This is a genomic window from Fibrobacter sp. UWB10 (genome assembly GCF_900182935.1).
In the GTDB taxonomy this organism is placed as follows: domain Bacteria; phylum Fibrobacterota; class Fibrobacteria; order Fibrobacterales; family Fibrobacteraceae; genus Fibrobacter; species Fibrobacter succinogenes_O.
In genome coordinates, this window is the sequence record NZ_FXUE01000006.1 from 1 (window position 1) to 18,417 (window position 18,417).

The 18,417-nt window shown below is 50.1% G+C and carries 15 protein-coding genes and 2 tRNA genes; 15 read left to right on the plus strand and 2 right to left on the minus strand.

Annotation, left to right across the window (positions count from 1 at the left end; genetic code table 11):
- From QOL41_RS12625 to QOL41_RS12690, 14 genes are all read left to right on the plus strand, one after another.
- On the plus strand, positions 1-1,449 hold a 1,449-nt coding region (locus tag QOL41_RS12625), incomplete at its 5' end, for a tetratricopeptide repeat protein (protein ID WP_283430047.1).
- A gap of 76 nt (positions 1,450-1,525) precedes the next feature.
- On the plus strand, positions 1,526-5,413 hold the full coding sequence (locus QOL41_RS12630) for a tetratricopeptide repeat protein (RefSeq protein ID WP_283430048.1): 3,888 nt from the start codon (positions 1,526-1,528) through the stop codon (positions 5,411-5,413).
- 187 nt (positions 5,414-5,600) lie between these two features.
- Positions 5,601-6,221: a MotA/TolQ/ExbB proton channel family protein gene (locus QOL41_RS12635; protein WP_088628014.1), complete on the plus strand. Its 621-nt coding sequence runs from the start codon at positions 5,601-5,603 to the stop codon at positions 6,219-6,221.
- 38 nt (positions 6,222-6,259) lie between these two features.
- A complete protein-coding gene (locus tag QOL41_RS12640) occupies positions 6,260-7,147 on the plus strand; it encodes an ExbD/TolR family protein (RefSeq protein WP_283430049.1) in 888 nt (295 codons plus the stop codon).
- Positions 7,148-7,149: 2 nt separating this feature from the next.
- Positions 7,150-7,644: a biopolymer transporter ExbD gene (locus QOL41_RS12645; RefSeq protein WP_072801023.1), complete on the plus strand. Its 495-nt coding sequence runs from the start codon at positions 7,150-7,152 to the stop codon at positions 7,642-7,644.
- A 2-nt stretch (positions 7,645-7,646) separates the two neighbouring features.
- Complete coding sequence (locus tag QOL41_RS12650) at positions 7,647-8,585, plus strand: AgmX/PglI C-terminal domain-containing protein (protein WP_073319377.1); 939 nt, start codon at positions 7,647-7,649, stop codon at positions 8,583-8,585.
- A gap of 176 nt (positions 8,586-8,761) precedes the next feature.
- A complete protein-coding gene (locus QOL41_RS12655; RefSeq protein WP_283430050.1) occupies positions 8,762-10,069 on the plus strand; it encodes a hypothetical protein in 1,308 nt (435 codons plus the stop codon).
- 88 nt (positions 10,070-10,157) lie between these two features.
- A complete protein-coding gene (locus QOL41_RS12660; protein WP_283430051.1) occupies positions 10,158-10,526 on the plus strand; it encodes a hypothetical protein in 369 nt (122 codons plus the stop codon).
- Between the two features lie 114 nt (positions 10,527-10,640).
- Positions 10,641-11,663: a rod shape-determining protein gene (locus tag QOL41_RS12665; protein WP_173653155.1), complete on the plus strand. Its 1,023-nt coding sequence runs from the start codon at positions 10,641-10,643 to the stop codon at positions 11,661-11,663.
- A 77-nt stretch (positions 11,664-11,740) separates the two neighbouring features.
- Positions 11,741-12,505, plus strand: coding sequence for a rod shape-determining protein MreC (gene mreC / locus QOL41_RS12670; RefSeq protein ID WP_283430052.1), 765 nt, complete (start codon positions 11,741-11,743; stop codon positions 12,503-12,505).
- Positions 12,498-12,989 (plus strand): rod shape-determining protein MreD, encoded by a 492-nt coding sequence (gene mreD / locus QOL41_RS12675; RefSeq protein WP_173653153.1) that lies wholly within the window; start codon positions 12,498-12,500, stop codon positions 12,987-12,989. Before mreC ends, mreD begins: the two co-directional genes overlap by 8 nt.
- Positions 12,982-14,841: a penicillin-binding protein 2 gene (mrdA, locus tag QOL41_RS12680; RefSeq protein WP_283430053.1), complete on the plus strand. Its 1,860-nt coding sequence runs from the start codon at positions 12,982-12,984 to the stop codon at positions 14,839-14,841. The genes mreD and mrdA overlap by 8 nt, the downstream gene beginning before the upstream one ends.
- Entirely contained in the window at positions 14,838-16,091 is a 1,254-nt protein-coding gene (gene rodA, locus QOL41_RS12685) for a rod shape-determining protein RodA (protein ID WP_283430054.1), read from the plus strand. The genes mrdA and rodA overlap by 4 nt, the downstream gene beginning before the upstream one ends.
- A gap of 95 nt (positions 16,092-16,186) precedes the next feature.
- The gene (locus QOL41_RS12690) at positions 16,187-16,900 is read left to right on the plus strand and encodes a ComF family protein (protein WP_283430055.1); all 714 of its coding nucleotides are present in this window, start codon (positions 16,187-16,189) and stop codon (positions 16,898-16,900) included.
- A gap of 27 nt (positions 16,901-16,927) precedes the next feature.
- Here the strand turns inward: QOL41_RS12690 and QOL41_RS12695 are convergent.
- A tRNA-Ser gene (locus QOL41_RS12695) sits at positions 16,928-17,008 on the minus strand.
- Positions 17,009-17,093: 85 nt separating this feature from the next.
- Here QOL41_RS12695 and QOL41_RS12700 point away from each other — a divergent pair.
- Complete coding sequence (locus QOL41_RS12700; protein ID WP_283430056.1) at positions 17,094-18,230, plus strand: HD domain-containing phosphohydrolase; 1,137 nt, start codon at positions 17,094-17,096, stop codon at positions 18,228-18,230.
- A gap of 83 nt (positions 18,231-18,313) precedes the next feature.
- Here the strand turns inward: QOL41_RS12700 and QOL41_RS12705 are convergent.
- A tRNA-Phe gene (locus QOL41_RS12705) sits at positions 18,314-18,386 on the minus strand.
- Between the last annotated feature and the right edge of the window lie 31 nt (positions 18,387-18,417).

The following is an 18,417-nucleotide window of genomic DNA, read 5'->3' on the forward strand; positions in this document are numbered from 1 at the left end:
GAAGGTTACCCGGTTGCTGGCGCTACGGTTAACGTCAAGGATGTGAGCATCTTCCGTTACCTCGCTCTCGACCTCGAAATGTCTCACGATGACCTCTATGCCAAGAAGAACCGTGGCTTCATCTGGGCTGTCAAGCTCACCAGCCGCTTCGGTGATACTCGCGAAGAGAAGATCGGTGAAGAACGTTATCGTCGTTTGAAGATCGAACCTGAAAACGACTACCGCGCCGCTATGCGTCTCTACTTGAACCGTCAGTTCTTGGAAGCTGCATACGCCTTCGGTAAGGTTCAGACTAAGTACCCGGCATTCCACCTTGTGGACCAGGCCGCCTTCTATAAGGCAAAGTCTTTCGAAAACCTCCGCATGCACAAGGCTGCTAAGTCTGTGTACGAAGACGCTATCAAGCGCTATCCGCAGAGTGACCAGCGCGCCAAGTATCACTTCCAGTTGATGAACATCGACTATAAGGAAGGCAAGTACATCGACGCTATGGCCAAGTACCAGAATATTGCTCAGAAGTTCGGTGAAAGCGACGTGAAGGCTGACGCTGACTACGTTGCCGGCCAGATCAAGTTCGAACAGGGCCTCTATCAGGAATCTGTCGACCTGCTCGCCGCCATCCTTCCGGGTAACGCCAACTACTTCTACGCCCGTTACACCATGGGTATTGCTTACAGCCGTCTCGGCAAGTTCGACGAAGCTGAAAACTGCTTCCGCGACATTACCGAACAGCCGGTGTCCAACCAGTCTGAACGTGACTTGCAGGACGCTGCTAAGGTGAAACTCGGCCACATTTACTTCTCTGGCGAAAAGGCCGATATTCCGGCTGCCGCTCAGATGTATGGCCAGGTGCAGCCCGGTTCTCCGGTGTACGACGAAGCTATGCTCGGTATCGCATGGTCCTTCCTCAAGGTTAACAAACCGGACGAAGCCATCAAGCCGGCTCAGTGGATTATTAAGAATATGCCTGAATCCTTCCTCGTGTCTGAAGCATACCTCGTTCAGGGTTACTGCTACTTCATCAAGAAGGATTACAACAACGCTGTGAAGTCTCTTGAACAGGCTGAAAAGCGCACCGAACAGCCGGTTGTGACCGTTGCTGCTCGCGACAGTGCCCGTCAGGCTTTCGATGCCATGCAGGACGAATTCGACTCCGTGCAGGTCAAGGCACTTGATCTTGCTCGCCAGCTCCCGACTCCGCGTGTGCAGAGCAAGCGCGAAGCCTTGCAGCCGAGCTTCGACAAGGCTAACGCTGCTATCGAAGATTACGCCGCATTCACTCAGAAGGCTATTCAGAGTGACCGTTTCGAATCTAACCGTAAGCGTATTTTGGATGACGCTGGCTTTACCTTGGCAACCGTCAAGACTAAGATGGGTCAGGGTGCCGCAAGCTCTGAAGCCGCTCAGGAACTTGAAAGCCTGGATGACGAGTTAGACGATTTGGAATAAACAATGAATGAAGTTAGACCTGGCTTTTAAAAACCAGGTCTTCCCCTTTTTTATCTCAATAGGTGGAAAGAGAAAAATGAAAAAATTTTTGCTTGTTGGTGCAATCGTCTGCTCGCTCGTAGGCACCTCTTTTGCAGCGTCAGATCCTTGTAAAGACAAAGTCAATGAAGCCAAGAAATTGGCGGCCAAGTGTAAGGCCATGCCGAAGGGACCGGAAAAGACCCAGTGCGCAGGCTCCTACAAGGTTCTCAAGAACCAGGCCGAGCAGGCTTGCCGTTCCGGTGGCCTCGATGAAAAGGGCATGGAAGATGCCATTAGACAGTGGGAAAAGCAAGTAAACAACTGTAAGGGCAAGCAGAACAAGCGTTGCGCATCTGCTCTCCAGCAGTTGGGCCACTATCAGTTCCAGCTCGAAGAAAAGCACTTCCTCGATAAGAACGCCCAGTATGAAGAAGATGTAGCATGGTGCGCCGACCGCGATAACAAGCCGGCAAAGTGCGCCAACATCGATCAGCTCCCGAAGGCTGATCACCAGAAGTCCTTGGGTTACTTCCTCGAATATATCGACAAGTATCCGAAGGAAGACAAGACTCCGACCGTTATTTACCAGGCTGCTGCTGTGCAGGAAGCTAGTGGTGAAGACGAAAAGGCATACAAGCTCCGTATGCGCTTGGTCGAAAACTTCCCGGACAACGGTCTTGTGCCGAAGGCTTGGCTCCGTATTGCGGAATACCACTTCATGAACCGCAAGTTCCGTGACGCTATCAAGGCGTACAAGAAGGTGACCGGCTTCGAAACCCTTACGGGTAAGGAAGCTGCCCTTGCCATGTACCACTTGGCAGAATCTTACTACAACATTGCTGAATACGAAACTGCTGCAGTCAAGTACTATGAATACATCATCGGTGCTGACAAGGGTAAATATCCTGCTGACTTGCGCGCAGAAGCTATGGACTTCATGGCAGCCTCTTTCTCTGACCTTGAAGGTGGTGGTGTTGCCGAAGCTGAATCTTTCTTGAAGGACAAGAAGGTTCCGTTTAAGGATTCCGTGTACTATCGTATCGGTATGAAGAACAAGGACCACGACCGTAACGAAGAAGCCGTGCAGTCCTTCAAGCGCTTGATGAACATCAACCCGGATTACATCGACGCTCCTCTTGCTGATATTGCGATGATCGAAATCCTCATCATCCAGCAGAAGTTTGAAGAAGCTCAGCAGCATCGCTACACTGTGGTGAAGCGCTATGACCGTAACTCTTCTTGGTACAAGAAGAACCAGAAGTATCCGGAATCTGTGAAGAACGCAGAAACCGCTATCCGCGGCGCTATGCTCGACATTCCGCAGTATCACCATGCTCGCGCTGCCAAACTCACCAAAGAAGGTGACCTGGAAGCCGGTAAGAAGCAGTATGCAGAAGCCATCAAGGCTTACGAAGCATTCCTGAAGCGCTATGCCAAGGAACCGACTTGGGACGAATACAAGGTTCACATCAACCTCGCTCTCGTTTACCAGGAAATGGGCCAGTTTGCTAACGCTGCCAAGATGTTCAACTGGATCGTCGATACTGATACCACTCGCTACGGCCGTCGCCCGATGGGCTCCGAAGCTCTCCTGAAGAAGGAAGAAGCTGCATATAACGCCGTGCTCATGATGGACCAGTCTCGTGAAAACGCCAAGAAGAAAAAGTATGGCGACGATGCTGTGAAGGCTTACAAGTCTGAAGAAACCAAGGCTTACTTCGATCAGGTTAACAAGTACATGGCCAAGTTCGGCCAGAACAAGGAAGCTGCAGAACTTGCATACAACGCCGCTATCGTTCATTACGATGCCAAGCAGTTCAAGGTGGCTGTGGGCGTGCTCCGCAAGCTTAAGCAGGACTTCCCGAAGCATCAGTACATTTTGCTCATCAGCCGTATGCTTGCTCAGTCTCTCTTGGAATCTGGCTCTTACGACGAATCCCTCACCGAATTCGAATGGCTGTATAAGCAGTATACTCAGGTCAAGGAAACTCGTAATGACTCCATGGCCAAGGAAATCGAAAAGGCTATCGCTTACGTGCTCTTCCAGATGGCAGAACAGTCCGTTAAGCAGAACCAGTATCAGAAGGGTGCTGAAGCTTACCTCGCTCTCGTGAAGCGCTACCCGCTCATCGACATTGCTGACAAGGCCGTGTTCGAAGCCGGTGCCGCCTATGAAAAGGATCAGCAGTTCATCAAGGCTGCCGAAACCTTCATGATTCTCCCCAAGCAGTATGCTAAGTCTCCGCTCACCATCAAGGGTATCGTCCGTGCTGGTGACGCTCACAAGAAGGCTGCTAACCTGAAGAAGAACGATCAGAAGTACTTCGAACAGGAATACCGCGAAGCTGCTCAGACCTACTTGTTCATCACGAACAACTTCCCGCAGGATTCTATGGCCTTCATGGCTATCGGTTCTGCAGCTCAGGTCTACGACACCATCGCCGACAAGAAGGCTGCTGCTGTGACTTACGAAATTGCTTACAAGCGCTATCCGAAGGATGAACGTACTCCGGGTTACTTGTACAGCGCCTGCTTGAGCTACGATGAAGCCAAGATGACCGACGAAGCAATCCGCTGCTCTAAGGACCTCGTTCGCGACTACCCGAAGAGCTCTTACGCTCTCGACGCTGCGTTCAGCATCCCGATGGCATACGGCAATGCTAAGAAGTGGGAACTCGCTGCTTCTGAATATCACAGCTTCATCAAGGCCTACGGTAACGACGATAAGGAAAAGCTGATTGCTGCCTATATCGGTGCTGCTCGTGCCTACATGGAACTTAAGGAAGAAGAAAAGGCTGTTGAAGACTACCGCAAGACTCTCGAAGCTTACGACAAGTACGGTCTGCAGATCAAGAATGCTGACCCGGGTGTTCCGGCTGAAGCTGCCTTCTACCTCGGTGAACATGAATACCACAAGATGGACCCGTATGTCCTGAAGGGTAAGGAAAAGGAAAAGGCCAAGATTATCAAGCAGTTGGTCGATATCCTGCAGAAGGCTATGAGCCAGTACTCTAAGTCTGCAACCTACGCATCTGAACGCTGGACCTTCAAGGCCACCAACAAGATGGGTATGCTCTTCGTGACCATGGCTGCCAAGATCCGCGAACAGGAACTCAATGGCAAGAAGGAAGAAGAAAAGTTTGCTGAACGTATCGGTATCGTGCAGCAGCTCCCGAGCTACTATGAACAGGCTCGTCCGATCTTCCAGAAGAACATTGACCTTGCTCGTGACCAGGGCTTCTACAACCAGGATGTGATCGAAGCTGAAGAAGGCTACATTGAAATGTACTACCAGGGCTGCGCTGTGTTCGTCGAAGTGGCTGACGCTTTCGCTAACTCTCCGCTGCCGGACTCTGCTTCTATCGTGAAGGAATACGTTGAATACGAAGGCATGGCCAAGGAAGACGCCGTTGAAGCTGTCCATGAAGACTTGGAAGCTTACCGCGAAGAATTGACCAACCGTTCTAACGGTGCTAAGGAACTCGCTGTTCCGCAGTGCGCAACCGGTATTAAGGCTGCTGCTCACTACGGTATCGAAAACCAGTGGACCGAAAAGCTCTTCGAACTCCTCAAGACTCTCGATGAAAACAACGAGACCTTGAACACCAAGATCGAAAAGTTCGACCCGTCTACCTTGTTCTCTGACCCGGCTTACTTCAAGACCAAGGCTCGCTTGGAACAGATTGCTAAGTCCGAAGTCATGACTCCGGAAGAACAGATCACGACCTACCGTGAAATCATCAAGGATGCCAAGACTGAAAACGAAAAGTTGAAGGCTGAACTTGCTGACCTCCAGAAGCAACTCGCTGGTGGCTCTGCTTCTACTACTTCCTCTTCCATGAGCTCCATGGACGACGAACCGGAAGCTGCCGCTGAACCGGAAGCTGCTCCTGCCCCGAAGGCCAAGAAAAAGGCCTCCAAGAAGAAGGGCAAGAAAAAGTAGCGGTAAAAACAATTTTACGGGGAACCTAGTTCATAGGGTTCCCCTATTCTATAAGGGTAAAAATGGCGTTTTTTGAGTAGTAAACAAGATTTTACCGGCTCGACTACACAATTTTGCCCTAAAAAAGATTAAATATGAACAAAGATTTTTCAAAATAAACCAAAACACTCAATCAAGGAGTACTCTAATGTCTAAAATGCTTCAATCCTTCAGCCCGGAATCTGATGGTTACCAGTTCATGTGGATCATCCTCGTGGTGTTCATGATTGGCCTCGGCTTCTCTGTTGAACGCTTCCTTTACATCATGGTGAAGAGCGCTAAGGGCCGTAAGGATTTCTTGGCCAAGTTCGGCACTCACATTTCTGCTCAGCGCTATGATGAAGCTCTCAGCTATGCCAACGCAACCAAGCTCCCGATCGCTCGCGTGATGGCCGCAATCGTTGCTGCCCGTAACGGTGGTCGTGAAACCATGTCCGCTGCTTGCGACGCAGTGTTCCTGACCGAAGCTCCCCGTCTTACTCGTTATATCAGCATCATTCAGGTTATGGCTTCCATCTCCACGTTGCTTGGACTTATGGGCACCATTTACGGTCTGATCTACACCTTCGATGCTGTGGCTAACAAGCCGGCTGCTGAACGTGCTAAGGCCCTTTCCGATGGTATTGCTATCGCTATGGGTACTACGCTCCTTGGCCTTCTCTCCGCTGTGCCTCTTCTGGTCATCGTTGGCCTCCTCAACATGAACTCCGAACGCCTCATCCAGGAAATGGAAGAAAAGGGCCTCAAGATTATCAACTCCCTCGCTTAATCGAAGATAGAGAGATAATTTTAACGGAGTTATAAAACATGGCAAGACAACTTAAGAAACCAGCCAAGCCTGAAGAACCGGACCTGTTGCCGGCGATGGGCTTGTTCACTATCCTGATTCCTATGCTGTTGTCTATGACCGCCTTCTCCAAGCTTGCTATCGTTGAAATCAACATGCCGGAACGCAGCATGATGAATATGGACAACGATACGCCTCCGGAACCGGACCAGCAGGCTCTTAACCTCTCGCTCGCTATCACTGGTGATTACCTGGTGATCGGTGCCCGCGGTGGTTTCCAGCCGAACGTTTACTTCAAGGAAATGTGGACGTTCCGTTGCAAGTCCGATGCGCAGCTCATTACGTATGCGCCGGAAGATGTGAAGTCGGCCGTGGAAAGCGGTCATGGTCCCAAGTGCAAAGACGGATCCGAAATGGATAAAGAAAAGTATCTTTATGAAATCGAATCCATCGAACTCTGGGCCATCAACAAGGAATCCGAAGAAGACCCGGGCCGCGTGATTTGGGCCGTGTATTCTTCTCAGTCCGAAAATGTGCCTGACAGCGCATATGTGGACGGTAACAACGCATTCCTCGCTGCTCCTGGCGAAGGCGCTATGGGTCTGACCCCGCCGCCGATGCTCAAGAAGCCGAGCGCAGGCGCTGTGCTTGCAACCCTCACTCCGAACTCGGCTCGTACGCTGAAACCGGATGTGGCTGCAAAGAACATCATCTACCCGCTGTCTGCTTACGACTTGATCGCTAAGGACCTGATTCAGATCCATACGCAGTTCATTGACCTCGAAGACGTCGATAACATCATCATCGTTGCTAACGACGACACCCAGTTCGATAAGATCATTCAACTTATGGACCGTGCTAAAGAGGCCGGTTTCAGCAAGATCAACCTTGCTAAGCTGGGAGGTTAATAATGGCTAGAAAAACTCGTAAATTTAGCGAAGACGTACCTTTCTCTTTGACGTCCATGATGGACATGATGACCATTATTCTGGTGTTCATGATCAAGAACTTGGACGCTGAAGGTCAGCTTTTGACCCAGGCCGAAAACCTCATCCTTCCGGTGTCTACCTCTAAGGTGCAGCCGAAGGAAGTGGCTCTGACGGTCGTGGTCGATAACAACTACGTTGTGGTCGATAACGCAAAGATCGTTCCTACCGAAGACGTCTTGAAGCAAGAAGATCTTCTTGTGACCAAGGTGGACTCCGTTCTTAAGGAACGCCGCGCAACGGAACAGGAACACGCCCTGAAGATGGGTCTTCCTGCTGACGAAGCCGGTAACATCATTGTGCAGATCGACAAGAACATCCCTTACGATGCAATGTATAAGGTCATGGCTACTTGTGGCTTCTCTGGCTATACGCACATTGCATTCGCCGTTATGCAGAAGAACGGAGGGGAGGAATAATTATGGCTAAAAAGAATACTCCCGAAATGGATCCGTTAGTAGCGTCCCTGATGCCGGAATCCGACAAGAAGATGGGTGCTATTGCCGGTATCTCTTTAGTCGTAGCTTTGGCTATCTGCCTTTGGGCTTCCATGTACGAACAGGTGGTGGACGAAGTCGTGTTCGACGACTCTGCCGCTGCTGATCTTACTGCTTCTATGACCATCGATGAAAAGAAGGAAGAGAAGAAGGAAGAGAAGAAGAAGGAAGAACCCAAGAAGCCTCGTAAGAAGGCTGGTGGTGGTGGCAAGCCGCGTGGTAAGGGTCAGCCCAACGCTCCCCAGACTCGTGGTGTGCTTAAGCTCTTGACTGCTCAGACCAAGAATGCCTCTGCAGGCGCCTATGACCTCATGAAGAACCAGAAGTTCTCTAAGGACATCGACAAGGTGCTGAAGGACGTGGCTGGCCTCCAGACGACGGGTAAGACCGTTCTCGGTGGTCGTCGCGGTAAGGCTGATGGTGGCTTTAACGAAGGTTATGCCGAAGGTGGTTCCGGTGGTATCGGTGACGGCCTGGCTGGTCTTCTCGGCGGCGGTGGCGGTGGTATCGCTACCAAGGCTAAGGGCTCCATTAGGACTCCGTCTGAACGCGATATCGACATGGGTGCCGGTGGTGGATCTCGTTCCGCTGCAGACATCATGAAGGTTGTGCGTCAGCGTACTCCGGGTCTGCGCCACATCTACAACAAGTTCCTGAAGAAGAAACCGGGCTTCCAGGGTAAGGTTACCTTGAAGTTCACGATCGCTCCGGGTGGCGAAATCATCAGCATCTCCATTGCTTCTTCTACGACCGGTTACGGCGAATTTGACGGCGAAGTCAAGAACGCTGTGAGCCGCTGGAAGTTCAGCAAGGTGAAGTCTGGTAACACCACTGTTACGATCCCGTTCACCTTCTCCGAATAATTCGGCGAAAACTTGAAAAAAGACCGGACTACCAAGTCCGGCCTTTTTTGTATGTAAAGGCCTATTTCCTCCGCTTGGCCTTTTTGTATAAAAAATTTGGCTTTTGTTTAAAATTTTATTGCGTTTTTCATTTAATTAAACTAACTTTAAAGCAGAATTTTCCAAGGAGTTATCCTATGAATATAAGAACTGCTGCTGCCGTTGGTGCCGCTTTTGGTATTCTTGGCGTGGGTTCCGCTTTTGCAACCTTTGCTCGCGTTGAATCTATGGGTAAGAACACCACTTACATCATGGACGATGTAAGCATCTTTGACAACCCCGCAAACGCATCCCTTTACTCCAATTACTTGATCGGTGGTTTTGGTGCATACACCGACAACAATATGACTGCTGGCGGAAACGTTGACCCGCAGCATCCGACTTTCGGTGGTATTTTCTCTATTTCTTTCGGTGAAGACAACAATCCCGATCCGAAGTTCACGATCGGTGGTCTCTTTGGCCGCATTAACACCGAACTTGCCATGTACTTGCCCGATTACGTGCAGACCGGCAAGAACACTTACACGGTTGTTCCTGAAACCGTGACGAACTTTGACGGCTTCTTGGGCGGCACGTTCTCTAGCGGCGACGCTTGGGGCTTGCATGTTTACGTTGCTCACCAGGATGGTGGCGATGTGGACGAAAGCGGTACCTATCAGCCGGATAGCAAGGCTTATGCCTCTATCGTTCAGTTTGATGGTGGTGTGAACTTCCAGGTGGGTAGCGGAACTTCTTACGAAGCATCTGTCGGCCTTGCTCGTGTTCAGTACGGCCCGGAACGTCACAGCTTCTTCGATGATGGAGACTTCTCTTTCCTTGCTAAGGCTCGTGCCTTCTTCACTCTCGAAGCTATCGATGGTGAACTCGTGCCGGCAGTCTCCATGAAGCTCGCTCAGGCTCCTGGTATCGATGACAAGCGTGCTCAGGCTGGCATGGGTATCAATGTGGCCATGGACCGCGGTTTCTTCTGGCTCGGCCTTGACTTCATTTGGAACCAGCTGAAGTCTCATGACTGGGTTTACGACAAGACTGTAGATGACGGTGCATGGGTCTATGACTCTCGCAACGAAGACGATCCGAACTGGGACAAGCGTTCCGACATCGGTGGCAAGATCAGCTTCGGTATCGAACGTAACATTTGGTGGGACTGGTTCGTTATCCGCGTGGGTGGCCAGAAGTCCATTCTCTACACCGATTGCAGCGTGAACGAAAAGAACAAGTACACCGAAACACGCTATGGTCTTTGCAAGGACGACGGTACCTTCTTCACCACGAATCCGCTTGCTGACGGCACTGCCGACGATCACGTTGGATTCGGCTTCGGTATCAATATCGAAGAACGCCTGAAGATTGATGTGACCGTTGCTGAAGACTTGCTCTTCCGTAACCCGTTCCAGGGTGAAGGCCGCCTCTTCTCTAGAGTGGATGCTACCTACTCGTTCTAATTCATACAGATTTATTCGGACTTGAATACGAAGACGCCCCTTTCGATAGGGGCGTTTTTTGTTTATGCATTCTTTCTACATTATAGCTATGAAATTTTTCTCTATAGCTACTCTATTCCTTGCCGTTTTCCTGTTCGGTTGCGCCGAACCGACAGAACGCATTGAGAACAAATTAACTGATTATTTGCAGGATGACTTGAAGTTCATGGTGGCAGAGACTATGAAGGCTTCCAAAAGCCGCGAAGGGCTCCTGGATACTCCGTATTACCGCGTGAAGGACTTTAGGCTCTTTGATGGCGCCGAAGCCCGTATTTATGCGGCATACGCCGAGGTCGATTTCTTTATCTACAAAGACATCTCCATGCACGAAAAACGCAAGTATCGTTATGACGTGAACACCCGTGGCTGGGACCGCTACAAGAAGGAACTTAAATTCGGCAAGGACACGCTGAGATAGGACTCCGTTCACGGTATTGCAGATTTTAAATTTTTTTTTGCCTACGGCATTCTGCTATCGGACAACTTTTTTATATTTCTTTACGGAAGTTAAATCTTAAACAAGGATTGGATTTTGTTCGGCCTCTTTTCTTGCGATATCGGTATTGACCTTGGCACGGCGAATACGCTTGTTCATGTGGCGGGTCAGGGAATAGTCATCAATGAACCTACGGTTATTGCGGTGGACAGCAAAAATAACCGTGTTTCTGCTATCGGTTTCGAAGCAAAGAAAATGCTTGGCCGTACGCCTGGCGAAAGCCGTGCCGTGCGTCCGATGCGCGATGGCGTGATTGCCGATTTTGAACTGGTGGAAAACCTGCTGCAGACCTTTATTAAGCGCGTGCAGAAGTACCCGCTGTGGATGGTGAAACCCCGTGTGGTGGTCGGCGTTCCGAGTGGCATTACCGAAGTGGAAAAGCGTGCCGTGATCGATGCTGCTAAGCAGGCCGGTGCCAAGGAAGTCCACCTGGTGCATGAACCGATGGCTGCTGCTATTGGTATGGGCATCCCGGTTGAAGACCCCATTGGTAACATGGTGATCGATATTGGCGGTGGTACTTCCGATATCGCCGTAATCGCTTTGAATGGCACCGTTTGCAACGCCTCTGTGCGTGTGGGCGGTGATGAAATGGACGAAGCCATTGTTCGTTACCTGCGCACCATGTACAACCTTTGCGTGGGTGACAGCACTGCAGAACAAATCAAGATCCAGATTGGCTCTGCTAGCCCGCTGGAAGAAGAACTGACCATGGAAGTGAAGGGTCATGACTTCTTGGCTGGTATGCCGCGTACCACGACGATTAACAGTGCCGAAATTCGTGAAGCCTTGAATGAACCTGTGACCGCTATTATCGAAGCGGTAAAGCAGGCCTTGAGCATTACTCCGCCGGAACTCTCTGCCGATATTTTCGACAAGGGTATCATCATGACGGGTGGTGGTTCTCAGTTGCGCGGCTTCGACGAACGTATCCGTAAGGAAACGGGACTTTCGGTGAACGTGATTGATGAAGCTCTGACTTGCGTCTGCAAGGGTGCCGCTCGCATTCTCGAAGATTTGGACAAATACCGCCCGGTTTTGATAGCATCTTCGAACTAACACGATAGGGTTCGATGCTTAGGGCGATTCGCTTTATTGTCGACTTGTTTACACAAAGGCACGGTATTGTTGCCTTTGTGTTTTTCTTGGCACTAGGACTTCTGATGAGACAGGCTCCGAATCCAATCCGCGAGAGCATTGTTTCAACAGCGGTGTCGACGTTGTATTTTCCTGCGCAGCGTATTGTGTCTGCGGTTGGACATTTCAAGACGGTTGCTCTTGAAAATGAACAGCTGAAAGAAGAAAACGCGCGCCTGAGACAAGAAACGTATCATGCGCGTGAAGGCCTGCAAGAACTAGCTCGACTGCACACGCTAGTCCGGTTTGATGACAAGTGGGATTTCCCGATTGTGACGGCTCGTGTGGTTGGTCATAATCCTGGGCGATTTCTTACGACGATGGTGATTAACCGCGGTACGGAACATGGTGTGAAAGAAAACATGCCGGTGTTCTCGATGAATGGTCTTGTCGGAAAAATTTCGAAAGCGACCATGAGTCATTCCCGCGTTCAGTTGCTGGTTGACCCGAATCTTAAGTTGTCTGTAATGGACCGTCGCACTCGTGTGGTGGGATTCCTTGAATCGATGGATGGCCGCCGCCTGATGGCTATGGTTCCGACTCATGCCGGAATTCATGCGGGCGATACGCTTGTGACTTCGGGCCTTGGCGGTATTTTCCCGAAAGGAATTCCTGTGGGAACCGTGAGGGATGTTCGCAAGTCTGACCTCGATGTGATGCGCTTGATGGATGTTGAACCGTTCCAAGAATTTTCGATTCTTGAAGAAGTGTTTGTGATGGAAAAAGAACCTGATTGGATTATCAAGGAGTTGCTCGATGAATAATTTAGGGTGGCTTAAGGTTCTTGTGATGTTTATACTTGTATTCGCATTGCAAATGACAGTTGCGGAATGGCTTGGCTTTTTTGACATTTCGCCGGATTTTGTTGTGATTTTTATTGTGGCGGTAGCCATTAGAATGGGGCCTACTGCGGGCTGCCTGTGGGGCTTTGTTGCTGGCTTTACGCAAGATGTGTATGCGCCGGTAGAATGGCTTGGTGCAAATTCCATTTCGATGACGGTGCTTGGTTTTGCGGTTGGTCAGCTTGAAGAACGTTTCTTGTCGCTGAACTTGCCTGCTAAAGTGGGCGTTCTCGGCCTTGGCTTTTTTGTGTGCGACATGATTTACTTTGCGATTACAGGACTTTCTAAAGATGTCGTCACGAACCTGTTCTTGACAAAATCGCTGCCTGAATGCATTTATACGATGCTGATTGGTGGTATTTTCTTCTACTTGGATTTGGGCAAGAAGAACAAGAAGCATGCTTAAGGGAATGTCTGAAAACGAGACCCTGCAAAACAGGAACTGGAATGTATTGATTTACATGACCGGTGTTGTGGTCTTGTTTTTTATTCTTTTGATGCGCCTGTTTTCGTTGCAGTTTACCCATTACGATGAAAACCTGCAACGTTCTGAAAACAACCGTATTCGAAAGGTTGTCCTTGTGGCCGAACGCGGTTACATTTACGACCGCAATGGCGAAGTCCTGGTGCGTAACCGTCCTTCGTACCAGATTGCGCTTAGCTCCATTAACATGCCGCGCAAAAAGAGCGAGCGCGATTCCCTGTTCATGAAATTGCTTAGCATTAAAGATACTGCGGGAGAACGCTTGTTCGATTCGCTTTCGCTGGATACGGCGTTTCAGCGTTCCCGTTGGATTAAGAACAGGCCGATTCGCTTGCTTGAAGATGCTTCTGCAGAACAGGTGGCGATTATCGAAGAACGCTCCGAAGAACTGCCCGGCGTAATGACGGTAATCGAATCGCGTCGTGAATACCCTTACGGAACAATGGCTTCGCATGCGCTTGGGTACACGAGTGAAATTTCGGAAGAACAGCTCAAGTTGCCCGAATACGAAGGTTATACGCAGGGCGACCGAATTGGCCAAAAAGGGCTTGAACAGTTTTACGATAAGGAATTCCGCGGCGTAAACGGCATGAAGCTTGTGGAAGTGAATGCCTCTGGTCGTGAGGTGGGCACGGTCGACGGTGTCGAAGGCACAGAACCTGTGCCGGGATTGCGCTTGGTGTCGACCATCGATTTGCGCTTGCAGAAGGTTGCCGAAGAGGCAATTCCCGATTCTGCGAAGGGTGCGCTTGTCGCAATCGACCCGCGTAATGGTGAAATTCTGGCAATGGTTTCTTCGCCGAGATTGGATCCGAATATTTTCTCTTTGAAAAAGCGTGAGCGCAACAAGGGTTGGGCTCACGTGGCGCTCGATTCCATGAGGCCGCTTACAAACCGCGCTATTTCGGGAACATACCCGCCGGCATCTATTTTTAAATTGGTGACAGCTGGTGCTGGGCTAGAAAATGGAATCCTGACCGAGAACAAGTATTATTCCAAACCTTGTACGGGCGGTTACCAGTACGGGGCGCGCTACCAGAAATGTTGGGGTACGCATGGTAACTTGAATGTGGTGCACGCAATCCGTTTGAGTTGTGACGTGTTCTTTTACCAGGCCGGCCTTGATATCGATATGGCTCGTATCAATGAATTCGGCAGGCGCTTTGGCTTGGGCGAAAAGCCGCTCGGAGTGGATATCCCTGGCGAAAAGGCGGGGTGGCTTCCGGATTCAACGTCTTTCAATGAACGTAACAAGCGCTTGGGTTGGCGTTGGGCTCGTGGTTTGATTTTGAACTTGTCGATTGGCCAAGGGCAGATTGTGACGCCTTTACAGCAGGCAACCTTGATTGGTTCCTTGGCAACTGGAAAGGGCGTCTATAGACCTCACTTTATGAAGGAATTGCGTGATTTCCAGGGCAATGTGGTTCGTCGCTATGAGCCTGAAATTATTCGCCCGGGAAACATGAAACCCTACACGCATCGCATTTTGCTTGCGGCCATGGATTCCGTGGTGAACCATCCAGGCGGTACGGGTAAGCGCGGTGCTCTTCCGAATGTTCGCGTGGGTGCAAAGACGGGTTCTGGCGAATGGAAAAAAGGCGAAAAGACTCACGCTTGGTATGCTGCCGTTGCTCCGCTTTATGCTCCGGAAATCGCTGTGGCTGTTATTATGGAAGCCGCTGGTGGTGGCGGTGCCGTGTCGGGCCCGATCGCTAAAAAAGTGTTGGAAGCCTATTTTGAAAACAAGGCGAAGGAAGAGGAGGGCGTAAAGTGAAGTCCGGACGATTCCTGGACCAGTCACTCAAATTTGACTGGTTGTTCATTGTACTGACGCTTGCGTTGATGACCTGCGGTGTCTCGCTTGTTTATTCGGCGACGGTAAACGAGGAAGTCATAACATTCGATTCCTTCTGGTTCAAGCAGATTGTGTACTTTATTTTTGGCAGCGTGTTTGCGGGTGCCCTTATCTTTGTGCGCATTGACTGGTTGAAACGGGCGGCGTTCCCGCTATATGCGGTAGCCCTTATTTTGCTTGTGGTGGTGCTCTTTTTTGCGGGCGATGTGGTAAAAGGCGCTGGCCGTTGGATTGACCTTGGCGTGTTCAAACTGCAGCCTTCTGAATTTGCAAAGATTGCGTATCTCTTGACGTTCTCTTATTGGCTTTCGAAGCATCCGGTAAGTTTGTTCAAGATGAAAACCTTCGTGGTGCCGTTTTTCTTGTTCATTGTTCCGTTCGCATTAGTGCTTAAGCAGCCAGACTTGAGTACGGCACTTGTGTTTATTGCGGTAACGATGGTGGGATTCTTTTTTGCTGGCCTTACGCTTACCGACATGTTCCTGATTGTAAGCCCGGTGTTTTCGGTGCTGTTCTCGCATTCGCAAGAACTCTTGTTCGAATTCCTTTGGGGAATTTTGATTTGCGTGGTGGTGTTCGCTCTTTTCCGCCGTAGACTTCCTAAGGTATTGTCGGCCATTTTCTTGATGGCTAACATTTTTGCCGGCTACGCAAGTACGATGGCTTGGAACATGTTGGAACCTCACCAGCAAAAGCGCGTGAACACCTTCCTGGATCCGATGAGTGACCCCTTGGGCGATGGTTACCAGGTGCTGCAGTCGCTTACTGCAATCGGTTCGGGCGGCTTAACCGGCAAGGGCTTTGGAAACGGAACGCAAACGAATCTTGCCTTCTTGCCTGAAGAACATACGGACTTTATTTTTAGCGTGCTTGGCGAACAGTTCGGTTTTCTTGGTTGCGCTTTCATTTTGTGCCTTTATGCCCTGTTCCTGTGGCGTGCGACCTCGATTAGCAAGCAGTCGTCGGACCCGTTCGTGACGCTGATGGTCATGGGGGCGTCTACGATTTTCCTGTTCCACATTATGGTGAATATTGCGATGACGATTGGCCTTATGCCGGTGACAGGGCTTCCCTTGCCGTTCCTATCTTATGGCGGATCGTTTGCGCTTACCTGTATGGTGCTGGTCGGATTCTTGCTTTGCCTGCGATTCCAGGCACGAAGAAGATAGTTCTGTTTGCCCCCAAAATTTAGGGGCAGATTTTCACACTTTTTGCAAAGCTGGCGTATATATACAAGGAGCTTCTTTGGCTCCGAGGAGTTTATATGCGCTGGATTGAACGTGTAGAACGATTTGTCTTTGGGGCGGAATGTCTTGGGTGTGGAAATCCTTCGGGAAAACTTGATCCATGGCTTTGCCCTGAATGCGTAAAAGAATTGGAGCGTGAGTCGAGGATTGATGTTAACCCTGGGCCCGAGGCTTACAGTTTATACCCGATGCGGCCTTTGACGCGTAAACTTGTTCATGCGTTAAAGTATAGGGGCATTTCGGGAATGGCGACCTATTTGGTAAAACATTCGGCGTCGGTACGGTGCGGGGCGGTGGCCGAGGATTTCGCGATGCTACCTAAACCTTTGTTCTTTGTGCCGGTTCCCCTTCACCGGGCAAGATTCCGGGAACGCGGCTATAATCAGGCTGAAAAAATTGCGGCGGCGCTTTCGCTTGCGTTTGGAGGGAAGGTTTGCCGTTGGCTTAAAAGAAAGACCTTCGTCGTGTCTCAGACTAAACTTTCAAAAGAACAGCGAGAACGTAATGTGGCCTACGCTTTTGAATGCGTGCTCAAAAATGTGCCAGCGACGGGAACGGTTGTGCTGGTAGATGACGTGTTTACGACAGGGGCGACGACTTCGGCATGTCTTGCTGCTTTCGGACGGGATTTCCCGCTGCCGATTAAGGTTTGCACGTTGCTTTATGACGAGCCTGCCTCGGCAGCGGCGGACTATGCGGCAGACAATCGCGTTGAATGGGAAGTGAAATAAAAAAAACTCCTATGAAGGAGTTTTTAGCGGAGGAAGAGGGACTCGAACCCCCAAGCCTTACGGCGGCGGTTTTCAAGACCGCTGACTTACCAATTAGCCTATTCCTCCAAGGCTTTCCAAGGATAGAAAAATTCGCCTAATTCTGTCAATAAAAGTTGAGAATAATGCGAAGTTTATTTAAATTTTACAATGTATGACGGAACTGGACGAAAAACAGGCAGTAGAGTCCCAAAGAATATTGGATCTATTGTTCGCTTACATGCCGAAGATTGCGGCAGAGCGAAAAATGGATGGCTTGCTTATTCTGATGGCTGACCTGGGTCGCTCGATTGTATCGGCGGACCGGTGCTCCCTGTGGCTTGTCGATAATGACCGTGGTGAATTGTGGACAAAGGTTGCTCATGGCGTAAGCGAACTTCGCATTCCTAAAGATGCAGGCTTTGTTGGCTATTCCGTAAGGACTGGCGAACCGCTTTTAATCAAAGATGCTTACCAAGACCCGAGGTTCGACCATAGGAGCGATGAAAAGACTCATTATCGAACAACGTCTGTGATGACGGTTCCGCTCATGGATTCTGCCGGAAACGTAATGGGTGTGTTCCAGGCTATTAACAAGCAAGGTCAGAACGAATTGGGCGAAGCGGCTGTATTCTCGGTCCAAGATTTGGAACGCCTTCGCTTGACGGCTGTGTATTCGGCTAAGACTGTCGAATCGGCCATGTTGAACATGGAACTGGAAGCGACTCAGCAGGAAATTATCCATATCTTGGGTGAAGTTTCTGAATATCGTAGCGAAGAAACGGGCGACCACATTCAACGTGTCGCTGAGATTTCCGGCATATTGGCGAGGTATTTCGGCCTTCCGGACAAAGAAGTGGAACGCATTCGCCTTGCCGCCCCGATGCATGATTTGGGCAAGGTCGGTATTCCTGATGCCATATTGAACAAGCCGGGTCGGTTTACCGAAGAAGAATATACCGTCATGAAGAAGCATTCCGAAATCGGATACAACATGCTTTGCGGCTCCAAGCGCAAACTGTTGCGCTTTGCGGCATCGATTGCCCGTTCGCATCATGAACGTTGGGATGGCCATGGCTATCCAGATGGCATTGCTGGCGAAGATATTCCGCTTGCAGGCCGTATTTGCTCTGTTGCCGACGTTCTGGATGCTCTTTCTAGCCCGCGTTGCTACAAGCAGCCTTGGCCCGAAGACAAAGTGAAGGCTGAATTCTTGAAACAGCGTGGCAGCCAGTTCCAACCGGAACTTGTAGATGTCCTGATGGAACATTGGGATGAAATCTACAGCCTCTACCGCCACGACCCCAATTAAAATTTTTTTAACACCGTGCTTTTGAAAAGCTAGTTTTGTAAAAGAAAAGAAAAAGACCTCGATAAAATCGAGGTCTTTTTTCGTGGCACCGGTCAGAGTTGAACTGACGACACGCGGATTTTCAGTCCGCTGCTCTACCAACTGAGCTACAGCGCCGACTTGGTAGGCCAAATATAGAACACTTTGT

Bases quoted from the DNA above. Each gene is read 5' to 3' on its own strand.
- QOL41_RS12630 (WP_283430048.1), top strand. From the start codon at position 1,526: ATGAAAAAATTTTTGCTTGTTGGTGCAATCGTCTGCTCGCTCGTAGGC.
- QOL41_RS12635 (WP_088628014.1), top strand. From the start codon at position 5,601: ATGTCTAAAATGCTTCAATCCTTCAGCCCGGAATCTGATGGTTACCAG.
- QOL41_RS12640 (WP_283430049.1), top strand. From the start codon at position 6,260: ATGGCAAGACAACTTAAGAAACCAGCCAAGCCTGAAGAACCGGACCTG.
- QOL41_RS12645 (WP_072801023.1), top strand. From the start codon at position 7,150: ATGGCTAGAAAAACTCGTAAATTTAGCGAAGACGTACCTTTCTCTTTG.
- QOL41_RS12650 (WP_073319377.1), top strand. From the start codon at position 7,647: ATGGCTAAAAAGAATACTCCCGAAATGGATCCGTTAGTAGCGTCCCTG.
- QOL41_RS12655 (WP_283430050.1), top strand. From the start codon at position 8,762: ATGAATATAAGAACTGCTGCTGCCGTTGGTGCCGCTTTTGGTATTCTT.
- QOL41_RS12660 (WP_283430051.1), top strand. From the start codon at position 10,158: ATGAAATTTTTCTCTATAGCTACTCTATTCCTTGCCGTTTTCCTGTTC.
- mreD (WP_173653153.1), top strand. From the start codon at position 12,498: ATGAATAATTTAGGGTGGCTTAAGGTTCTTGTGATGTTTATACTTGTA.
- mrdA (WP_283430053.1), top strand. From the start codon at position 12,982: ATGCTTAAGGGAATGTCTGAAAACGAGACCCTGCAAAACAGGAACTGG.
- QOL41_RS12690 (WP_283430055.1), top strand. From the start codon at position 16,187: ATGCGCTGGATTGAACGTGTAGAACGATTTGTCTTTGGGGCGGAATGT.
- QOL41_RS12700 (WP_283430056.1), top strand. From the start codon at position 17,094: ATGACGGAACTGGACGAAAAACAGGCAGTAGAGTCCCAAAGAATATTG.